At 44.5% G+C, this 16,395-nt stretch carries 15 protein-coding genes; 7 read left to right on the forward strand and 8 right to left on the reverse strand.

Annotation, left to right across the window (positions count from 1 at the left end; genetic code table 11):
* Positions 1 to 107 precede the first annotated feature (107 nt).
* The 3 genes from pheS to ihfA all read left to right on the forward strand — a co-directional run bounded on the left by pheS (position 108) and on the right by ihfA (position 4,311).
* A complete protein-coding gene (pheS, locus tag AWH66_RS16045; RefSeq protein ID WP_006070684.1) occupies positions 108 to 1,091 on the forward strand; it encodes a phenylalanine--tRNA ligase subunit alpha in 984 nt (327 codons plus the stop codon).
* Positions 1,092 to 1,109: 18 nt separating this feature from the next.
* Complete coding sequence (gene pheT / locus AWH66_RS16050; protein ID WP_063606316.1) at positions 1,110 to 3,497, forward strand: phenylalanine--tRNA ligase subunit beta; 2,388 nt, start codon at positions 1,110 to 1,112, stop codon at positions 3,495 to 3,497.
* A gap of 520 nt (positions 3,498 to 4,017) precedes the next feature.
* Positions 4,018 to 4,311, forward strand: a complete 294-nt coding sequence (gene ihfA, locus AWH66_RS16055) for an integration host factor subunit alpha (protein WP_006074250.1) — start codon at positions 4,018 to 4,020, stop codon at positions 4,309 to 4,311.
* A gap of 93 nt (positions 4,312 to 4,404) precedes the next feature.
* On the opposite strand, the gene AWH66_RS16060 is transcribed toward ihfA, so the two are convergent.
* Positions 4,405 to 5,181: a RelA/SpoT domain-containing protein gene (locus AWH66_RS16060; RefSeq protein ID WP_063606317.1), complete on the reverse strand. Its 777-nt coding sequence runs from the start codon at positions 5,179 to 5,181 to the stop codon at positions 4,405 to 4,407.
* Positions 5,182 to 5,411: 230 nt separating this feature from the next.
* Here AWH66_RS16060 and AWH66_RS16065 point away from each other — a divergent pair, with 230 nt between their 5' ends.
* Entirely contained in the window at positions 5,412 to 6,065 is a 654-nt protein-coding gene (locus AWH66_RS16065) for a thiopurine S-methyltransferase (RefSeq protein ID WP_063606318.1), read from the forward strand.
* 101 nt (positions 6,066 to 6,166) lie between these two features.
* Here the strand turns inward: AWH66_RS16065 and AWH66_RS16070 are convergent, their stop codons facing one another.
* From AWH66_RS16070 to ppsA, 3 genes are all read right to left on the reverse strand, one after another.
* The gene (locus tag AWH66_RS16070; RefSeq protein ID WP_063606319.1) at positions 6,167 to 6,538 is read right to left on the reverse strand and encodes a SpoIIAA family protein; all 372 of its coding nucleotides are present in this window, start codon (positions 6,536 to 6,538) and stop codon (positions 6,167 to 6,169) included.
* Positions 6,539 to 6,570: 32 nt separating this feature from the next.
* Positions 6,571 to 7,269 (reverse strand): toxin-antitoxin system YwqK family antitoxin, encoded by a 699-nt coding sequence (locus tag AWH66_RS16075; RefSeq protein ID WP_063606320.1) that lies wholly within the window; start codon positions 7,267 to 7,269, stop codon positions 6,571 to 6,573.
* A 218-nt stretch (positions 7,270 to 7,487) separates the two neighbouring features.
* The gene (gene ppsA, locus AWH66_RS16080; RefSeq protein WP_063606321.1) at positions 7,488 to 9,881 is read right to left on the reverse strand and encodes a phosphoenolpyruvate synthase; all 2,394 of its coding nucleotides are present in this window, start codon (positions 9,879 to 9,881) and stop codon (positions 7,488 to 7,490) included.
* A 154-nt stretch (positions 9,882 to 10,035) separates the two neighbouring features.
* Here ppsA and ppsR point away from each other — a divergent pair, with 154 nt between their 5' ends.
* Both ppsR and AWH66_RS16090 read left to right on the forward strand, forming a co-directional pair.
* Positions 10,036 to 10,869, forward strand: a complete 834-nt coding sequence (ppsR, locus tag AWH66_RS16085; RefSeq protein WP_063606322.1) for a posphoenolpyruvate synthetase regulatory kinase/phosphorylase PpsR — start codon at positions 10,036 to 10,038, stop codon at positions 10,867 to 10,869.
* Between the two features lie 78 nt (positions 10,870 to 10,947).
* Positions 10,948 to 11,589: a TPR domain-containing protein gene (locus AWH66_RS16090; protein WP_083400052.1), complete on the forward strand. Its 642-nt coding sequence runs from the start codon at positions 10,948 to 10,950 to the stop codon at positions 11,587 to 11,589.
* 25 nt (positions 11,590 to 11,614) lie between these two features.
* Here AWH66_RS16090 and AWH66_RS16095 read toward each other — a convergent pair whose 3' ends face one another.
* Both AWH66_RS16095 and AWH66_RS16100 read right to left on the reverse strand, forming a co-directional pair.
* Positions 11,615 to 12,676 (reverse strand): 3-oxoacyl-ACP synthase III family protein, encoded by a 1,062-nt coding sequence (locus AWH66_RS16095; RefSeq protein ID WP_063606323.1) that lies wholly within the window; start codon positions 12,674 to 12,676, stop codon positions 11,615 to 11,617.
* A gap of 3 nt (positions 12,677 to 12,679) precedes the next feature.
* Positions 12,680 to 13,366, reverse strand: a complete 687-nt coding sequence (locus AWH66_RS16100) for a hypothetical protein (RefSeq protein WP_063606324.1) — start codon at positions 13,364 to 13,366, stop codon at positions 12,680 to 12,682.
* Between the two features lie 187 nt (positions 13,367 to 13,553).
* Between AWH66_RS16100 and AWH66_RS16105 the strand changes: the two genes are divergently transcribed.
* The gene (locus tag AWH66_RS16105; RefSeq protein ID WP_063606325.1) at positions 13,554 to 14,342 is read left to right on the forward strand and encodes a ferredoxin--NADP reductase; all 789 of its coding nucleotides are present in this window, start codon (positions 13,554 to 13,556) and stop codon (positions 14,340 to 14,342) included.
* Positions 14,343 to 14,345: 3 nt separating this feature from the next.
* Here AWH66_RS16105 and AWH66_RS16110 read toward each other — a convergent pair whose 3' ends face one another.
* Positions 14,346 to 14,777, reverse strand: coding sequence for a hypothetical protein (locus AWH66_RS16110; RefSeq protein WP_063606326.1), 432 nt, complete (start codon positions 14,775 to 14,777; stop codon positions 14,346 to 14,348).
* Between the two features lie 117 nt (positions 14,778 to 14,894).
* The gene (nrfA, locus tag AWH66_RS16115) at positions 14,895 to 16,310 is read right to left on the reverse strand and encodes an ammonia-forming nitrite reductase cytochrome c552 subunit (RefSeq protein WP_063606327.1); all 1,416 of its coding nucleotides are present in this window, start codon (positions 16,308 to 16,310) and stop codon (positions 14,895 to 14,897) included.
* Positions 16,311 to 16,395: the final 85 nt, after the last annotated feature.

Here is a 16,395-nt window from a genome sequence, read left to right on the forward strand (position 1 = left end):
CCCGTTCAAATTACAAATCAATTTGGCATTAGCGGCGGGTTTTATTAGTATGTACAGCTATCAAAAAACACCCTTATGGATACTACCGGACGGTAGACGAGGAAACGATGCAACATCTAGAAGAGATCATTGCTAACGCGAGCGCAGCGATTGAAGCTGCAGACTCGCTAGTCGCACTTGACGAAGTGCGTGTTCAGTATCTAGGTAAGAAAGGTGAGTTAACAGCTCAACTTCAAAGCCTAGGTAAACTACCACCAGAAGAACGCCGCAGTGCTGGTCAAGAGATCAACAAAGCAAAAGGCGTAGTTCAACAAACGATTGCTGCTCGTAAAGATGCACTACAACGTGCTGAACTTGAAGCAAAACTTGCAGCAGAGACTATCGACGTTACTCTACCGGGTCGTCGTATCGAGAACGGTGGTCTACACCCAGTTACTCGTACTGTTGAGCGCATTGAACAGTTTTTTGGTGAGCTAGGCTTTAACACTGAGTCTGGTCCAGAAATCGAAGACGCATTCCACAACTTCGATGCACTAAATATCGCAGAAGACCACCCAGCTCGTACTGACCACGATACTTTCTTCTTCAACCCAGATTTGATGCTACGTACTCACACGTCTGGCGTTCAAATTCGTACGATGGAAAATGGTAAACCGCCATTCCGCTTCATCGCACCTGGTCGTGTTTACCGTAACGACTATGACCAAACTCATACGCCAATGTTCCACCAAGTGGAAGGTATGCTAGTTGACGAGAATGTAAACTTCGCTCAGCTAAAAGGCATTCTGCATGACTTCCTATGCAACTTCTTCGAAGAGGAAGTTGAAGTTCGTTTCCGTCCATCTTACTTCCCGTTCACAGAGCCTTCTGCTGAAGTAGACGTAAAAGGCAAGAATGGTAAGTGGCTTGAAGTTCTTGGTTGCGGCATGGTTCACCCGAACGTACTTCGTGCTGTTGGCATAGACCCTGAGAAATACTCTGGTTTCGCGTTTGGTATGGGCGTAGAGCGTCTAACAATGCTACGTTACGGCGTAAATGACCTGCGTGCGTTCTTCGAGAACGACCTTCGTTTCCTAAAACAGTTCAAGTAATCCAGAGGGTTCATCACAATGAAATTCAGCGAATCATGGCTTCGTGAGTGGGTTAGCCCTTCGGTTACGACTGACGAGCTTACGCACCAAATTACAATGGCTGGCCTTGAGGTAGACGACGTACTACCAGTGGCTGGCTCTTTCACTGGCGTTAAAGTAGGTAAAGTGGTTGAGTGTGGTCAACACCCAGACGCTGACAAACTACGCGTAACAAAAGTTGATGTTGGCGCAGAAGAACTGCTAGACATCGTTTGTGGCGCTCCTAACTGCCGTGAAGGTCTGAAAGTAGCAGTAGCAACCGTTGGTGCTGTTCTTCCAGGCGATTTCAAAATCAAGAAAGCGAAATTACGTGGTCAGCCTTCACACGGCATGCTTTGCTCATTCACTGAGCTGGGTATCGACGTTGAGTCTGATGGTATCATGGAACTGGCAGAAGACGCTGTTATCGGTACCGATTTCCGCGACTTCCTAGCTCTTGATGACGTAACGGTAGACGTAGACCTAACGGCTAACCGTGCAGACTGCTTCAGCATTCGTGGTTTAGCTCGTGAAGTAGGTGTTCTAAATCGTGCAGACGTGACAGAGCCAGCGGTAAACGCGATTGAAGCTTCTATTGCAGATGTTGCTTCTATCGAAGTGAAAGCACCAGCGGCGTGTCCTCGCTACTTAGGTCGTATCGTTAAGAACGTGAACGTTCAAGCTGAAACACCACTGTGGATGCAAGAAAAACTGCGCCGTTGTGGTATTCGTTCAATCGATCCAGTCGTTGACATCACTAACTACGTTCTGCTAGAGCAGGGCCAACCAATGCATGCATTCGATCTAGCAAAGATCGAAGGTGGCATCGTGGTTCGTATGGCGGAGCAAGGCGAAAAGCTAACACTTTTAGACGGTACTGAAGCAGAGCTGAACGCAGATACTCTAGTTGTTGCTGATCACAATAAAGCACTGGCAATTGCTGGTATCTTTGGTGGTGAAGAGTCTGGTGTTACCACTGAGACTAAAGACGTTCTACTAGAATGTGCATTCTTCGCGCCTGACCACATCCGTGGTCGCGCACGTAGCTACGGCCTTCACACTGATTCTTCAATGCGTTTTGAGCGTGGTGTGGATTTCGCACTTCAGACAAGTGCAATGGAGCGTGCAACAGAGCTTCTTGTTGACATCTGTGGCGGTGAAGTGGCACCAGTTGTTGGTGTTGAGTCAGAAGCTGACCTGCCAAAAGCAAACACAGTAGCACTGCGTCGTACTAAGCTAGATGCGCTACTTGGCCATCACATTGAAGATGCGGACGTTGTTGAAATCCTTGAGCGCTTAGGCTTGACTGTTGAGGCATCAGAGTCTGGTTGGACGGCAACAGCACCAACATGGCGTTTCGATATCGCTATCGAGCAGGATCTGATTGAAGAAGTTGGTCGTATCTACGGTTATGACAATATTCCAAACCAGCATCCAGCAGCAGCACTTAAGATGCACAATCATGTTGAAGCGGATCTGCCTCTTAAGCGTGTTCGTAACCTGCTTGTTGATCGTGGTTACCAAGAAGCCATCACTTATAGCTTCGTTGAGCCAGAGCAGCAAAAGCTAATCGTTCCTGACGTTGAACCACTCGTATTGCCATTCCCAATCTCTGCGGAAATGTCGGCAATGCGTCTTGGTCTGATTCAGGGGCTGCTTAACACGGTTGTTCACAACCAGAAGCGTCAGCAGCCACGTGTTCGCCTATTTGAGTACGGTTTACGTTTCATCCCTTGTGAAACTGCAGAAAACGGTATGCGCCAAGAGCCAATGCTTGCTGGGGTTATTGCTGGTACACGCAGCGAAGAGCACTGGGACATTGAAACCAACACAGTTGATTTCTTTGACCTTAAAGGCGACCTAGAAGCAATCCTAGAACTGTCAGCAAACGAGAAAGCATATTCATTTGCTGCAGCGAAACACCCAGCGCTTCATCCAGGTCAGTCTGCGGCAATTGTTGTAGATGGTAAAGAGGTTGGTGTAATTGGTACTGTGCACCCAGAGCTTGAACGTAAGTTTGGTCTTAATGGCCGTACTATCGTGTTCGAAATTGAATGGTCTGCGATTAACTCTAAAGTGATTCCAGAAGCGGTACAGCTTTCTAAGTTCCCTTCAAACCGTCGTGACATTGCAGTTGTTGTTGATGAAGCTGTAGCTTCAGGCGACATCGTTGCAGCGTGTCTAGAACAGGGTGGTGAGTTCTTGAAAGACGCGAAACTGTTCGACGTATACGTTGGTAAAGGTGTTGAAGAAGGCAAGAAGAGTCTTGCTATTGCACTAACGTTGCAATCAGTTGAACGTACTCTAGAAGACGCAGATATCGCTGGTGCAGTGGATACAATTGTTGCTCACGTATCTGAGAAGTTTGGTGCTTCATTGCGTGACTAATTATTAGTTATTCACTTAGTTAAGTGTTGAAAAAGCGAGTCAATTTAGTTGGCTCGCTTTTTTTGTTTAATCACATAGAACTGATGCAACCTAAAAATATAGCTCTTTATACACGAGATTGTATAACTTTCTGTCGAGCAGGTTAAACGTGTTTCATATTGAGATACATCTGCAACTTACTGTTTTTATGAGATAAATGCTGTAAAACTGTGGTCTAGGTTAGGTATTTTGTAATTTGTTGTTATTTTATTTATAACTAATATTTAGATATTAATTGGAATATATGACTGCGGTTGTGCTTTGGATGCTATCGAAACTTTTGTTTTGTGCTATTAAAACGGTAACTTGCTAATAGATAAGAAAATATCCTGACATTTCCATGATATAAAAAAGTTGGCGAAAATCAGAAGGTTGGCTTACACTTTTCAAAGTTAGACCGTTATGTTGTTGATTGGTCAAACGAAATGTTTAGCGCTATCGCTGTGATAGTAAGGTTTAAATTAGCTTTGAGGGGAGTTTTATGGCGCTCACAAAAGCCGATCTGGCTGAGAACCTATTTGAGAAACTCGGATTCAGTAAAAGGGATGCCAAGGAAACGGTAGAAGTATTTTTTGAAGAAATCAGAAAATCACTCGAAAGTGGCGAACAGGTAAAACTGTCGGGTTTTGGTAATTTTGACTTGAGAGACAAGAATGAACGTCCTGGTCGAAATCCTAAGACTGGTGAAGATATTCCAATTTCTGCTCGACGCGTAGTTACATTCCGTCCCGGCCAAAAACTGAAGGCACGAGTCGAGAATATCAAAGTAGATTAAGTTCTTACTTTAGAAAACAAAAAGACCACATATTGTGGTCTTTTTGTTTTCTGTCGATGAATATACTCGTTAATGAGCAAGGCTAAAGCGACATTATGCCGCTTTAATGTTGGTGGTAATGTATGGCTGCCACGCATTTTGATAAAGCTCTAAAGATTGTCTTCTTAAGCTGGTGATTTGCGCAGTTTCAATATCGTTTAAGCTACGATCTTGTGCAGCTGCGTTGCGTTCGATACCTTGAATAATCTCATAAAGATCATGCTCTGGACCGCTTTTCACGTCGGCAATGGCTTTCAAGTGAAGCTGAACTTCTGCAATGATGCCAGTCTTAGGGAGTTGAACCAAAATATTCAAGTCACGATAGCCAGAAGGAGCTGGACTCTTGAAGCGGTTTTTAACACGAACGACTTTGGCTTCGCGATTGAGAGCTTCATAAGCACCCACAAGACCTTCAACATCATCGGCTACAATTGTGCCACGAGCTAAGTCGGTGATTTGATTTACTTCACCATTAAGTTCTGTGCGGATTTTTTCCTGTGCACGGTCATAAGATTTCACGCCTGCGAAATAAGCGTCGGTACCAGTAAGTAGGGCGGTAGTTTTACACAGCGACTCTAATTCGTGCTGAGCTTGGTGAGCTTTGCTATATAAGATATCAAAGTCTGAATGCGGTTGAAGTGCGTTGCGGTTAACAGCATCGATGCCATATAAGCCACTTAGGCTATGTTTGAATACAGATGGACAAACTTCGTTCTGTTCTTGGTTTCCTTTTGAAGTAGTTGAATCGGATTGATTAAGCGTTGCCGCAAATGCAGGTGCGCGGCTGAGTACCAATAGCATTAGTGCTGCGGTACGAAGAAACATGCTCATTCTCTCTCCTAGTTACGTTACGAAAACGGTATGCAAAAAGGACGATAACGTTCAGGAGTTGCACTACCTATAGTATGGGGACTAACTTACCGAACCCAACCTAAAAACACGAAACAGTGTCTGATGTGTGACCTAAGTCTCGCAATAAAGTTACCTTCAGAGGCATGACTTTTTGTCCTCATTCTGTAAACTCTACGTTAATGATTATCCACACCGAATATGAACGATAAATGAACGATTTTGAATTGTGGCATGATAAATGGGCGTCGAATAAAATCGGCTTTCATCTGGAAGATGTGAACCCGTTGCTTATCAAATACTGGAACCAAGTAAAACCTAATCGCACTGACGGTGTTTTTGTGCCGCTTTGTGGTAAATCTGAGGACCTTGTTTGGCTAGCACAGCGCCACGATAGCGTTCAAGGTGTAGAGCTCAGTCAGATCGCTGTACGTGCCTTTTTTGCCGAGCATTTTTATACACCAATGGTCACTCCAATTAATGGCCAATTTGAGTTGTATCAGTTTGACGAGATAGATATCTACGTAGGTGACTATTTCACAGCTCCTATACGGCCTGTAGAGCTTATCTATGACCGTGCTGCACTTATCGCTATGCCGGAAGAGTTAAGAGCCTTATACGTTGAGAACTTGAAGCGTTCTCTAATGCCGGGTGGTCGAATCCTATTGATTACGCTTGATTATGTCCAAGCTGAAATGTCCGGGCCTCCGTTTAGTGTTCCGTCGAGTGAAGTAAAGGCGTACTTTGGTGAAGAATACCGTTTAACGTTGTTGGAACGGGATGAGGCAGACGATAATCATCGTCGCATAAAACAAGGCTTAACTCGATTTGCTGAAGAGGTTTGGCTTATTGAGCACCTAGATTAATGAGTGCAAGCAGTTTACCCAGACCAAGAAAGCCAGACCCTAAGGATCTGGCTTTTTATTTACTGTCTGTGAACTTTCAATGATCTTACATTGAACGCGAACTACTTGGGAATTTGAATCCAGTTCCAAGCTTGTTCAAAGTCGGCTGAGGCGAATGCTTTTTCTTGAATATCAAACATTCGAGCGATAATAGCATCCGCATTCACCAACCAAGCAATAACCTTGCTGTCAGCAACGATTGCTACTTTTTCGATTCGTTTTAGATTTGTCAGTGTCCAGACAATGTCCTTAAATCCTGCCGCAAGCGACCAGTTAGCACTTTCATCAAGTATTGCCATCACACTTATTCTTTCATGTTCTGCCAATAGCTTGTCTACCTCAGCGATAATGTGTTTTTCTTGCACTAAATCGACGTTGTCATCAAATTCAATGACCAGGATATCTGGGCGTGGTGATGGTAGGGTAGTAAACATAAGCATCTCCTCCGAAAGGCTAAACTGATGGACTAGGATTTATTGTCAAACCAATGCTGTTCAGAAACCATCTTGTTATCTTTGACGGTTACTTCATATTGTTTCTGTCCATCAGGTGCGTATTTGGTCACGATGCCATCATTGATGTCACCTTGATCGTAAGTTGCTTCGTAAGCTTTGTTTCCATTTGGATAGTAGCTAATGGCTAGACCGTCTTTCTTGCCTGAATCATAGTTTTCAACTGATCTTGGTTGGCCATTCTCATACCAAGAAGACAACTTACCTTGCAGTTCGCCATCATCATACTTCGCTGAGACAAGTTTTTGACCATTATAGGACCACTCATCGAAAGCGCCATTTAATACGCCTCCTTTATATTCTGCATCGACTTTCAACTGACCATTTTCATACCACTGTTTCCAATCTCCGTCTGCGAGACCGTCCTTGTAATTGATGGTAGAAGAGACCTGGCCATTTGGATAGTAAGTGGTTTCTGCACCTACGGCTTTACCGTTAGCAAATCGGACATGAAGGGCGTTTTGCCCGGAATTATATCTTCGTGTAAGTTCACCGGTGAAAGGTGTGGTTTCGTTTACTTGGTACGCGATACCGTTTCTAACTTGAACGTAGTCAACGGAATTTTCAGTATCTTGGGCAGTTGACTCGGTGGCATAAGCACCAACAGATACACAGGTAAGTACACCCGCAACAATTGCAATGGATTTTCTCATAGCGTTACCTCATATGTAGAGCTTTGGTCTGCTTATCCAGAATAGGCTTGAGATAGCGCAATTAAAAAGTGAAAAAGTCGACAAGTATTATTGCAAAAATAAAACGGAACCTTTGGTTAAAACACGTGACTAACGTGCTCAAAACTATCGAAAACAGACAATCTGCCAACAAAAAAGCCAGAGCGAATGGCTCTGGCTTAGTCATAACATGCGGCTAATTATTGCTTAGCAACATTACCCAACTTCAACCAGGTATCAATAACCGTGTCAGGGTTCAGGGATACTGAGCTGATGCCTTGTTCCATTAGCCATTCTGCTAAATCGTCATGGTCGGAAGGACCTTGACCACAGATGCCGACATATTTACCAGCTTGTGTGGCTGCATCGATAGCCATTTTCAGCATCGCTTTTACGGCTGGGTTACGTTCATCAAACAGGTGTGCCACGTCGCCAGAATCTCGGTCTAAGCCAAGTGTCAGCTGTGTCATATCGTTTGAACCGATGGAGAAACCATCAAAATACTTAAGGAACTCGTCGGCTAAAACTGCATTTGAAGGCAGTTCGCACATCATAATGACCTTAAGACCTTGCTCTCCACGGCGTAGTTCAAACTTAGCCAGTAGGTCGATAACCTGCGCAGCTTCGCTTGGTGTACGTACGAATGGAATCATGATTTCAACGTTCTTAAGACCCATTTCATTGCGTACGCGTTTTAATGCGCGAGTTTCTAACTCAAAACAATCTTCGAACACCGGTGAAATGTAGCGAGACGCGCCGCGGAATCCAAGCATAGGGTTTTCTTCGTGTGGTTCAAATGCTTTACCACCGACGAGGTTGCTGTATTCATTTGACTTAAAGTCAGACATACGAACAATCACACGTTTAGGCCAGAAAGCAGCCGCAATCGTAGCAATACCTTCAGTGAGTTTACTCACATAGAAATCGATCGGGTCATTGTAGCCGCGAATGCGTTGAGTAATTTCTGCTTGTAGCTCTGGAGATTGCTGATCGAAGTTAAGCAGGGCTTTCGGGTGAATACCTATCATTTTGTTGATGATAAACTCAAGACGCGCGAGACCTACGCCCTCGTTAGGGATTTGAGCGAAGTCAAAGGCACGATCTGGGTTACCAACGTTCATCATTACTTTGGTCGGCAAAAGAGGTAATTCGTCAACTGCTGAGCGTCGTATTTCAAACTCAAGCTCTCCCTGATAAACGTAGCCAGTTTCGCCTTCTGAACAAGAGACAGTCACGGTCGCACCGTCGGCAAGGCTCTCTGTTGCATTACCACAACCAACGATAGCTGGGATACCTAGTTCACGAGCGATGATTGCGGCATGACAAGTACGGCCGCCTCGGTTGGTAACAATTGCAGAGGCCTTTTTCATGACAGGTTCCCAGTCAGGGTCGGTCATGTCTGTTACTAGCACGTCTCCTTCTTGAACCAGAGACATCTGGTCAAGTGAATCGACCAATCTAACTGGACCTGTACCGATGCGTTGGCCAATAGCACGGCCTTCAACCAACACGTCCGCTTTGTTGTTCAGTTGGAAACGTTCAATGACATTTTGTTCACTTTGAGAGCATACCGTTTCTGGGCGCGCTTGAACGATGTAGAGCTTGCCATCAATGCCATCTTTTGCCCATTCAATGTCCATTGGACGCTGGTAGTGCTTTTCGATGATCACCGCTTGTTTAGCAAGTTCTTTGATTTCTTCATCAGTTAGCGAGAACTGGTTACGCTCTGCATCAGACGTGTCAATGATGTCGACCTGTTTACCAATTTCTTGATTGTTGGAGTACACCATTTTAATGAGTTTGGAGCCGAAGGTCTTTTTAACAATCGGCGCTTGTCCTTGCTCAAGAAGCGGTTTGTGGACGTAAAACTCATCTGGGTTAACGGCGCCTTGAACGACCATCTCACCTAGACCCCAAGCCGATGTAATGAACACGACTTGGTCAAAGCCAGATTCAGTATCTAGGGTGAACATCACGCCGGATGACGCTTGATCAGAACGCACCATACGCTGAATACCAGCCGATAGTGAGATACCGCGGTGGTTAAAACCTTGATGGACACGATACGAAATCGCACGGTCATTAAATAGCGAAGCGTATACGTGTTTAGTGGCTTCAAGAACGGAGTCGATGCCTTTTACATTCAAGAATGTTTCTTGCTGGCCAGCAAATGAGGCATCTGGTAAGTCTTCCGCAGTCGCAGAAGAGCGAACTGCTACAGATAGCTCTGTGTTGCCTTCAATGAGTTCTTGGTAATTTTCTCTAATGTCCTGCTCTAGGTCAGCAGGGAATGGGGCTTCTAATACCCATTGACGGATGGTCGCGCCTGTCTTACGCAGTGCGTCAACATCATCAACATCAAGTTCGTCTAGTAGGCCATGAATGCGCTCATCCAATCCTTCGAAATCGAGGAACTGGTTGAAGGCATAAGACGTCGTCGCAAAGCCATTCGGTACTGACACTCCCGCATTAGCAAGATTGGAAACCATCTCGCCTAGTGAAGCATTCTTACCGCCGACCTTATCGACATCGTCCATGGACAGGCCATTGAACCAAAGGGTGTTGTTTTGTTGCATGTCTATCTCCAGAAACATTGCAGCTGTAGGATATAGCAATCGATTACGTATTCAGTAAAAAAATAGTTAACTATTTTTCAAAACTGTGGGGGAACGTTATTGAATGCTAGGGTTTGTTATCGATATTATGTAATGCATCCTACTTAAATTTTTTTGAAAAATTAAATAAAAAATGAAAAATAATGGTCAAAGTCGTGACGTGTTCTACGTTTCTGACGGAACAGCGATTACTTGCGAGACATTGGGACACGTGGTTTTAGGACAGTTTCCATTCACTGCGAATGAGAAAACGTTTCCATTTGTCGAAAGCGAACATAAGCTTGATGAACTCATTAGGGAAATTAATCAATCTTATGAACGCAACGGTGTAAAACCGTTAGTGTTTTTCTCCATTGTTGTACCTGAAATTCGCACAGGTCTTATGCAGTCTTCTGCGTATTGCTACGATGTGTTAGAAAGTATTGTGGCGCAAGTAAAGGACGATTTGCAGCTAGAACCGAAACCTAAGTTGCAACGTTCTCACAGCGTTGGGAAGGATACGGATAAGTACTTCGATCGTATCGCGGCGATCGAGTATACCCTTGCTCATGATGATGGGATTTCACTCAAGAACCTTGAGCAAGCTGATATTATACTACTTGGTGTGTCTCGTAGCGGCAAAACACCAACGAGCCTTTATCTAGCGATGCAGTTCGGTTTACGTGTAGTGAATTATCCATTTATCGATGACGATATTAAGCGCCTTAGATTGATGCCTGAGTTTGAAATTCATCGTCACAAACTGTTTGGTTTAACCATTGACCCTGAGCGTTTAACCGAAATACGAGAAAATCGTTTGGCAGGCAGTGATTACGCAAGTACTGAGCAGTGTCTTCAAGAGCTGGCAAGTGTGGAGTCTTTATTTAGACGAGAAGCAATTCCGTACATCAATACGTCTTCATTATCCGTTGAAGAAATTTCAACCAGAATCCTCGAAAGAGCTGGGCTAAAACGCCGAGTGTTCTAGAAAACGACCACGAACTCACAGTGAACCTTAACGGGAACCGATATAATGTCGGTTCTTTTTTATCTTGAGTAACAAGCATTGTCCTTCAATATCTATCTGTTTGCTTTACTTTGCGGCATTGTCGTTTTCATTATCGCGTTGCTGAGTCTAAAAAGCCTCGGTAGCCGTAAACAACGTTTTTTGTTTTCCGCTGTCGCTAGCGTACTCGTCTGTGGTGTTTCTTTGGGTATTTGGTCACAAATGCGCAATACACTTCCTGAGTCCGAACCTGCTGCACCATTTAAAAATGGTCAATCCATGATGCAAGAACTGCAGCAAGCATTAAAGCAGAACCCTAATGATGCGAAAGATTGGTTTAGGTTAGGGCAGCTTTACATGCAAAGCTCTGAGTTTGATGCGGCGATTACTTGTTTTGACTACTCAATTCGATTGTCTGAGACCCCTTACGCAGGTCAGTACGCGGCAATAGCGACCGCGAAATACTTTGATGAGTCCCAAACGATCACACCTGAAGTGCAGCAGTTTCTTGATAAAGCGTTCGAAATGGATGAGTACAACGACACCGCATTGCTACTTGTTGCGTCTGACTATTTTCTACATTCAGAACACAATAAAGCGATTGAAATTTGGACGAAAATCCTTGATTCCAATCGTCCAGGGATTGATAGAGCGGCTATTATTGAGAAAATTAATCAAGCAAAACGCATGAGCGGCAACTAAACGTTTACTGGTAACCTCTAGGGCCTCAACTTTTGTGAGTATAGATAAAGCCACCATACATGTATTTGGTGGCTTCTGCGCCTAGAATAACGACCTTATTTCCCACCACAAGCTTATCGCTACGAACTAGATTCGAAAAACTACACCAAATCGCAGCAGAGCCTAGATTTCCCCAGTGTTTAGCATCGTTGATGATCTTATTCGGGTCTATATCCAAAGCTTCAGCCAACATGTTATCGATTCGCCCACTTGCTTGGTGGGGGATGATGTAGTCAAAATCGTCCAGCTCAAAACCTTGCTCTCTCAGTGCGAGAATACTCGCTTGAAACAAAGCTTCACCACTTTTACGGACATCGGTTGCACTATGATGAAAGCGCGCCTTTCCCGCTTGAGTGTAAACAGATGCAGAACCGCCGTCGAGAGATAAACCCGGTGACTTATCTATACCAATTTGACCGGTGAAACAGTGCGATATCGTACCTATTCCTTCGTTTGTCTCAGGTCCAATAATGACGCCTCCAGCACCGTCTCCCATTTGCATGTAATTCACTAACTGAGACTGGTCGAGAAAACCTTTATCGTAATCGAAATATACTGACCCTGTTTCACTACCCACGATGGCGATGGGTTTGTTGAGCATAGCAAGGCGCGGAATGGCGATTTGTAAAGCACTTGCGAAACCTGTACAAGCTTGCCGTAGCTCCATAAATGGACCTTGGTATCGAAGTTTCTCGGCTACCCAAGCGATGCTAGGAGGAAGCTGAGTGTCTGGCGTTGTCGTGTGACCAATAAGATAATCAATATCAGCGAGAGTATGTTGAGAGCTTGCGAGCAAATCTGTAATAGTAAGAACGGCAAGATCAGAGTTGCTAGGATTTGGCTCGCTAGTATGAGTGTGAATGCTGCGTGAAAAATGACGACCTTCAATGCCTAGAAAAGGAACGATCCTTGCTGCCACTCTGGCAAAGCGTTTTCCGGAAAGTTGCTCAAGTGCGCCGAGTAGTTGCCCATTTGATAAGTGTTGTTCGGGAAATTGATGGCTGGCAGCAAGCAGTGAAACGCGCCCGGGTAGAAAAGTTGCAGTCATAAATTATCCCTCTTTAGTCTCGAAAATCACGTCTAGATTTACGCCAAGTACTTCAAACGCGTCACGCTCGGTATTGAGTAGCTCATATAGCTTGTCTGAGATGTTGGTGTTCAGCTCACGCCATTGAGATTTATCGTATCCAAGTTCTATGGCGTGAAGCTTCGATACTGAGACATGCCTGGCTTCATCCTGTTTGATGGCGCGGCAAAGGAGAGTAAAAGGGTGATGTGGTCCCAAAGAGCCTTTCTCAATAAACAGCATCAACTTACACACTAGAGCATCCAAACAAGCTATTTGAGCAAAGTGTTCTTCGAATGTTTTTCTTGCTCCCAATGAGGCAAAGAATCGCTGGCTGCGTCGTTTTATTGCAAGTATATCTGCAGGCTCTTCAATTTGATGGCGAACCCACTCTAGAGCCTCTTCATGGTATTTCTCATCGGCAACGATACGCTCAAAATCGTTGGCGGCAATTGCTAAGGGACTTTTTTTTTGCCTCACCGATTCGTTGTAAAACACCCACTGAGACGATTGTTCACCACACACTAGCAATGGCAAAAGGCGCGAAAGTGCCTTGCGTTCCATGTCGGTAAATTCAAGTAGTTGATGTTGGTATTCGTGCAACCAGTAACGAACTGGGCTTTCGCTAGGCACATCTAGTGGCACAGCTGGAAAACAAGGTTTCATGGTCACTAACACATCCTTTTTACGACACACAATATAGTTAGACCGGAATGTTGAGAAATTCTTTCATCTGTTATTTAAATCTATGATGAAATGGTTCAAAAAACCTAATTCCCCCATAAACTGTAGTTTAAATTTTGTCGGATTTGGCTCTATGATGAACAGAAGCTTATGTTTTCTTCATCGGAGGTAAAGTATGGCGAACATAGAAAATGTGTTGGTTCCTAACGGTTTGGTTGAAGGGCGTGTACTCGCTAAGAAGCAGTGGACAGAAAAGCTTTTTAGCCTTGAAGTGGCAGCATCGATAGAAAGTTATGTCGCTGGTCAGTTTACTAAATTGGGTTTACCGAACTCAGACGGCGAATGGGTACGTCGAGCTTACTCTATGGTTAATCACCCAGAGCATGCTTATGGTCAAGATCATCTGGAGTTTCTCATCATTGCTGATGACAACGGTCAACTGTCGCCGAAATTAAACGACCTAGAGGTGGGAGACAAACTGTTTGTTGGCAAACAACCTTCGGGTTTTATGACTCTAGAAGAAATACCGGATTATGCCACAGCACTTTGGATGCTCTCTACCGGTACGGCGATTGGTCCCTTTCTCTCTATTTTAGAAGACGACTCGATTGCTAAACGCTTTGATAGCATTGTTCTTGTCCACGCCGTACGAACCCAAAGTGAATTGGTATACTCAGACTCTATCGAATGCGCGAAAAACGCGTTAGGAGATAAGTTTCATTTCGTTTCAGTGGTGTCAAGAGAAGCTCATCCCACTAGTCTTAACGGTCGAATTCCCGAGTTATTACTTAAAGGGGAGGTTCAGAAACAGGTGGGCTTAGCGCTGAGTGCGCCAGACAGCTTTGTTTATATTTGTGGAAACCCTGCCATGGTCAAAGATACAAGTGAGACATTGCTAGAGCTAGGACTTACTAAACATCTGCGTCGTAAGCCGGGCAATTTTGCGAGTGAAAATTACTGGTAGTCGCTAGTAGGTGTAGCCTACGCCAAAGTAAGCAGCCTCAAGACCGGTGTTATAACCTACATCAGCGGTGAAACCGGTGACACCAGTTTTAAACAATAATCCAATATTGCCATTAAAACGGAGTGATGAGTCATAAGTTTTGATTGGAGAATCATTGAACTGCTCTTCGCTTCTGTTGGCAATTCCGGCACCAACATAACCGACAAAATTCTCACTCAATGATTTTACTAGACCCACATTAAGAGCGAAATCATCATTGTTTAGTCCTGTTCCACCAGCCAAGTTGCTATAAAAGCCGAAGCTTAAGTTACGATCGTGATAAAGACCTACGCCAAAACCACCGTCACTGGTTGTGCCGACAGAAACGCTGTTGTATGTGCCTGCAAGTAGGGGAGAGCTTACTACGCAGAGAACAAGTGCGATATGCTTTTTCATTGAGAGCCAATTTAGGTGTCTGATAGTCATAGATTTAATGGTAGCAAAAAGCCCCAACTAAGTGGTTGGGGCTTTAACTAATAATCGAATAGATCACAGAATCATATTAGTGAAATATTAGTACTTCGCTTCTCTTGCTTCTGCTTCTTTGTCCCACTCAGGTACGACGGTGTCCAAGAAGTGCTGTTTCTCTGCGTTCATCTTATCCATATCCATACCTAATGCTGCTTGAGCTTTCTCTTTAGTTGAGATATCAGGGATTTCTACTGGATCAGTGATGCCTTTCTTAGCAAGCAGTCGGATAAGTTTCGCACGTGCATCTGCTGCTTTGTCTACTGACGTACCAAGCACCTCAAGTGCCACTTCTGGAGCGTGCATATGCACACCATGGGAGGCGATAGCATAGTCCCAGCGCCATTGTGCGTGACGAATATCCATCAAGATAGGTTTCATCTCTTCCTCAGTCGCACCTGCATCCCATGCAGCGCCAGCTTCAAAGTGAGCGGCGACGATTTGCTTTTCAGCCGTAAGCTTCATATTAAGAACTTGAGCTTTACGCGTTGAAACGATGCCTTGTAATTGCTCTTTCGTTTGAGTGTGACAGTTAGCACAAGTATCTTCGAAGCGATCAAATGGGTTACCAACTTTGTGGTCAGTAAAGACCGTACCATCTTCTTTGGTCACTTTAGGCATATGACAGTCAACACAAACTACGCCGTTCTTACCATGGATACCATCACGCCATGTTTCGTATCCTGGGTGTTGAGCTTTTAGCATTGGCGCTTTAGAAACTGCATGTTGCCAATCTTTGAAGTTCAATGCATCGTAATACTCTTCCATTTCACCAACAGTTGTCCCCATATCCCACGGGAACTTAACCGCTTTCGTTGGGCCAGTGAAGTAGTATTCTACGTGACACTGAGCACAGACAGATGCTTGCTGGTCTAAGCGAGATTGTTCATCGAACTTCTTGCCAATAGCTTCGAATGCACGCTCTACATACGGCTTTGCGATTGCCAATGCAGGTTCACCGTTTTTAAACGCGTCACTGCGAGTATCGTGACAATCAGCGCAGCCTATAGGGTTAGCGATTTCTGCACCGAGCCTTGCCCATTTGCCTTCAAAGTAGCCATCTTCGCCACGTTCATCGATCACACGACCAACATCTGGACTTTTACAGCTCCAACATGCCATCGGCATAGGGCCTGATTTAGGATCTGTTGGACCGCCTGTTCTCAGTGTTTGTCTTACATCGTCTAATGCATAAAAGTGACCGCGCGCCTTATTATAGTCTTTAGCAAAGCCATAGCCTGCCCATAGGATGACCATATTAGGGTCATGCGCCAAAGCATCTTCTATTTCTTCACTTTCACTTGTTTCTTTCCACGTTTTATATTGATCGGGATGATCTTTTTCGTAGGCTTGATTTCGAGGGTCAATCAACCCTTCTTCTGATGCTGCATAAGCTGGCACACTCGCGGCGCCTAATAGAGCTATTGCAGCAACGGAACTTAGAATCCAGTGCTTTTTCACAGTGTTATCTCCATATTCTAATTTTTGAAATGCGTTGTGGGGCTATTTCCCTAAATAAGATTTGGAGACGTCTTATCTTATTAAG

This window comes from Vibrio barjaei (assembly GCF_001639065.2).
GTDB classification, from domain to species: Bacteria; Pseudomonadota; Gammaproteobacteria; order Enterobacterales; family Vibrionaceae; genus Vibrio; species Vibrio barjaei.

Excerpts from the sequence above, each read along its gene's own strand:
- ihfA (WP_006074250.1), top strand. The coding sequence starts at position 4,018 with ATGGCGCTCACAAAAGCCGATCTGGCTGAGAACCTATTTGAGAAACTC.
- pheS (WP_006070684.1), top strand. The coding sequence starts at position 108 with ATGCAACATCTAGAAGAGATCATTGCTAACGCGAGCGCAGCGATTGAA.
- AWH66_RS16060 (WP_063606317.1), bottom strand. The coding sequence starts at position 5,181 with ATGAGCATGTTTCTTCGTACCGCAGCACTAATGCTATTGGTACTCAGC.
- AWH66_RS16065 (WP_063606318.1), top strand. The coding sequence starts at position 5,412 with ATGAACGATTTTGAATTGTGGCATGATAAATGGGCGTCGAATAAAATC.
- AWH66_RS16075 (WP_063606320.1), bottom strand. The coding sequence starts at position 7,269 with ATGAGAAAATCCATTGCAATTGTTGCGGGTGTACTTACCTGTGTATCT.
- AWH66_RS16105 (WP_063606325.1), top strand. The coding sequence starts at position 13,554 with ATGGCGAACATAGAAAATGTGTTGGTTCCTAACGGTTTGGTTGAAGGG.
- pheT (WP_063606316.1), top strand. The coding sequence starts at position 1,110 with ATGAAATTCAGCGAATCATGGCTTCGTGAGTGGGTTAGCCCTTCGGTT.
- AWH66_RS16095 (WP_063606323.1), bottom strand. The coding sequence starts at position 12,676 with ATGACTGCAACTTTTCTACCCGGGCGCGTTTCACTGCTTGCTGCCAGC.
- AWH66_RS16070 (WP_063606319.1), bottom strand. The coding sequence starts at position 6,538 with ATGTTTACTACCCTACCATCACCACGCCCAGATATCCTGGTCATTGAA.
- ppsR (WP_063606322.1), top strand. The coding sequence starts at position 10,036 with ATGAAAAATAATGGTCAAAGTCGTGACGTGTTCTACGTTTCTGACGGA.
- AWH66_RS16110 (WP_063606326.1), bottom strand. The coding sequence starts at position 14,777 with ATGAAAAAGCATATCGCACTTGTTCTCTGCGTAGTAAGCTCTCCCCTA.
- ppsA (WP_063606321.1), bottom strand. The coding sequence starts at position 9,881 with ATGTTTCTGGAGATAGACATGCAACAAAACAACACCCTTTGGTTCAAT.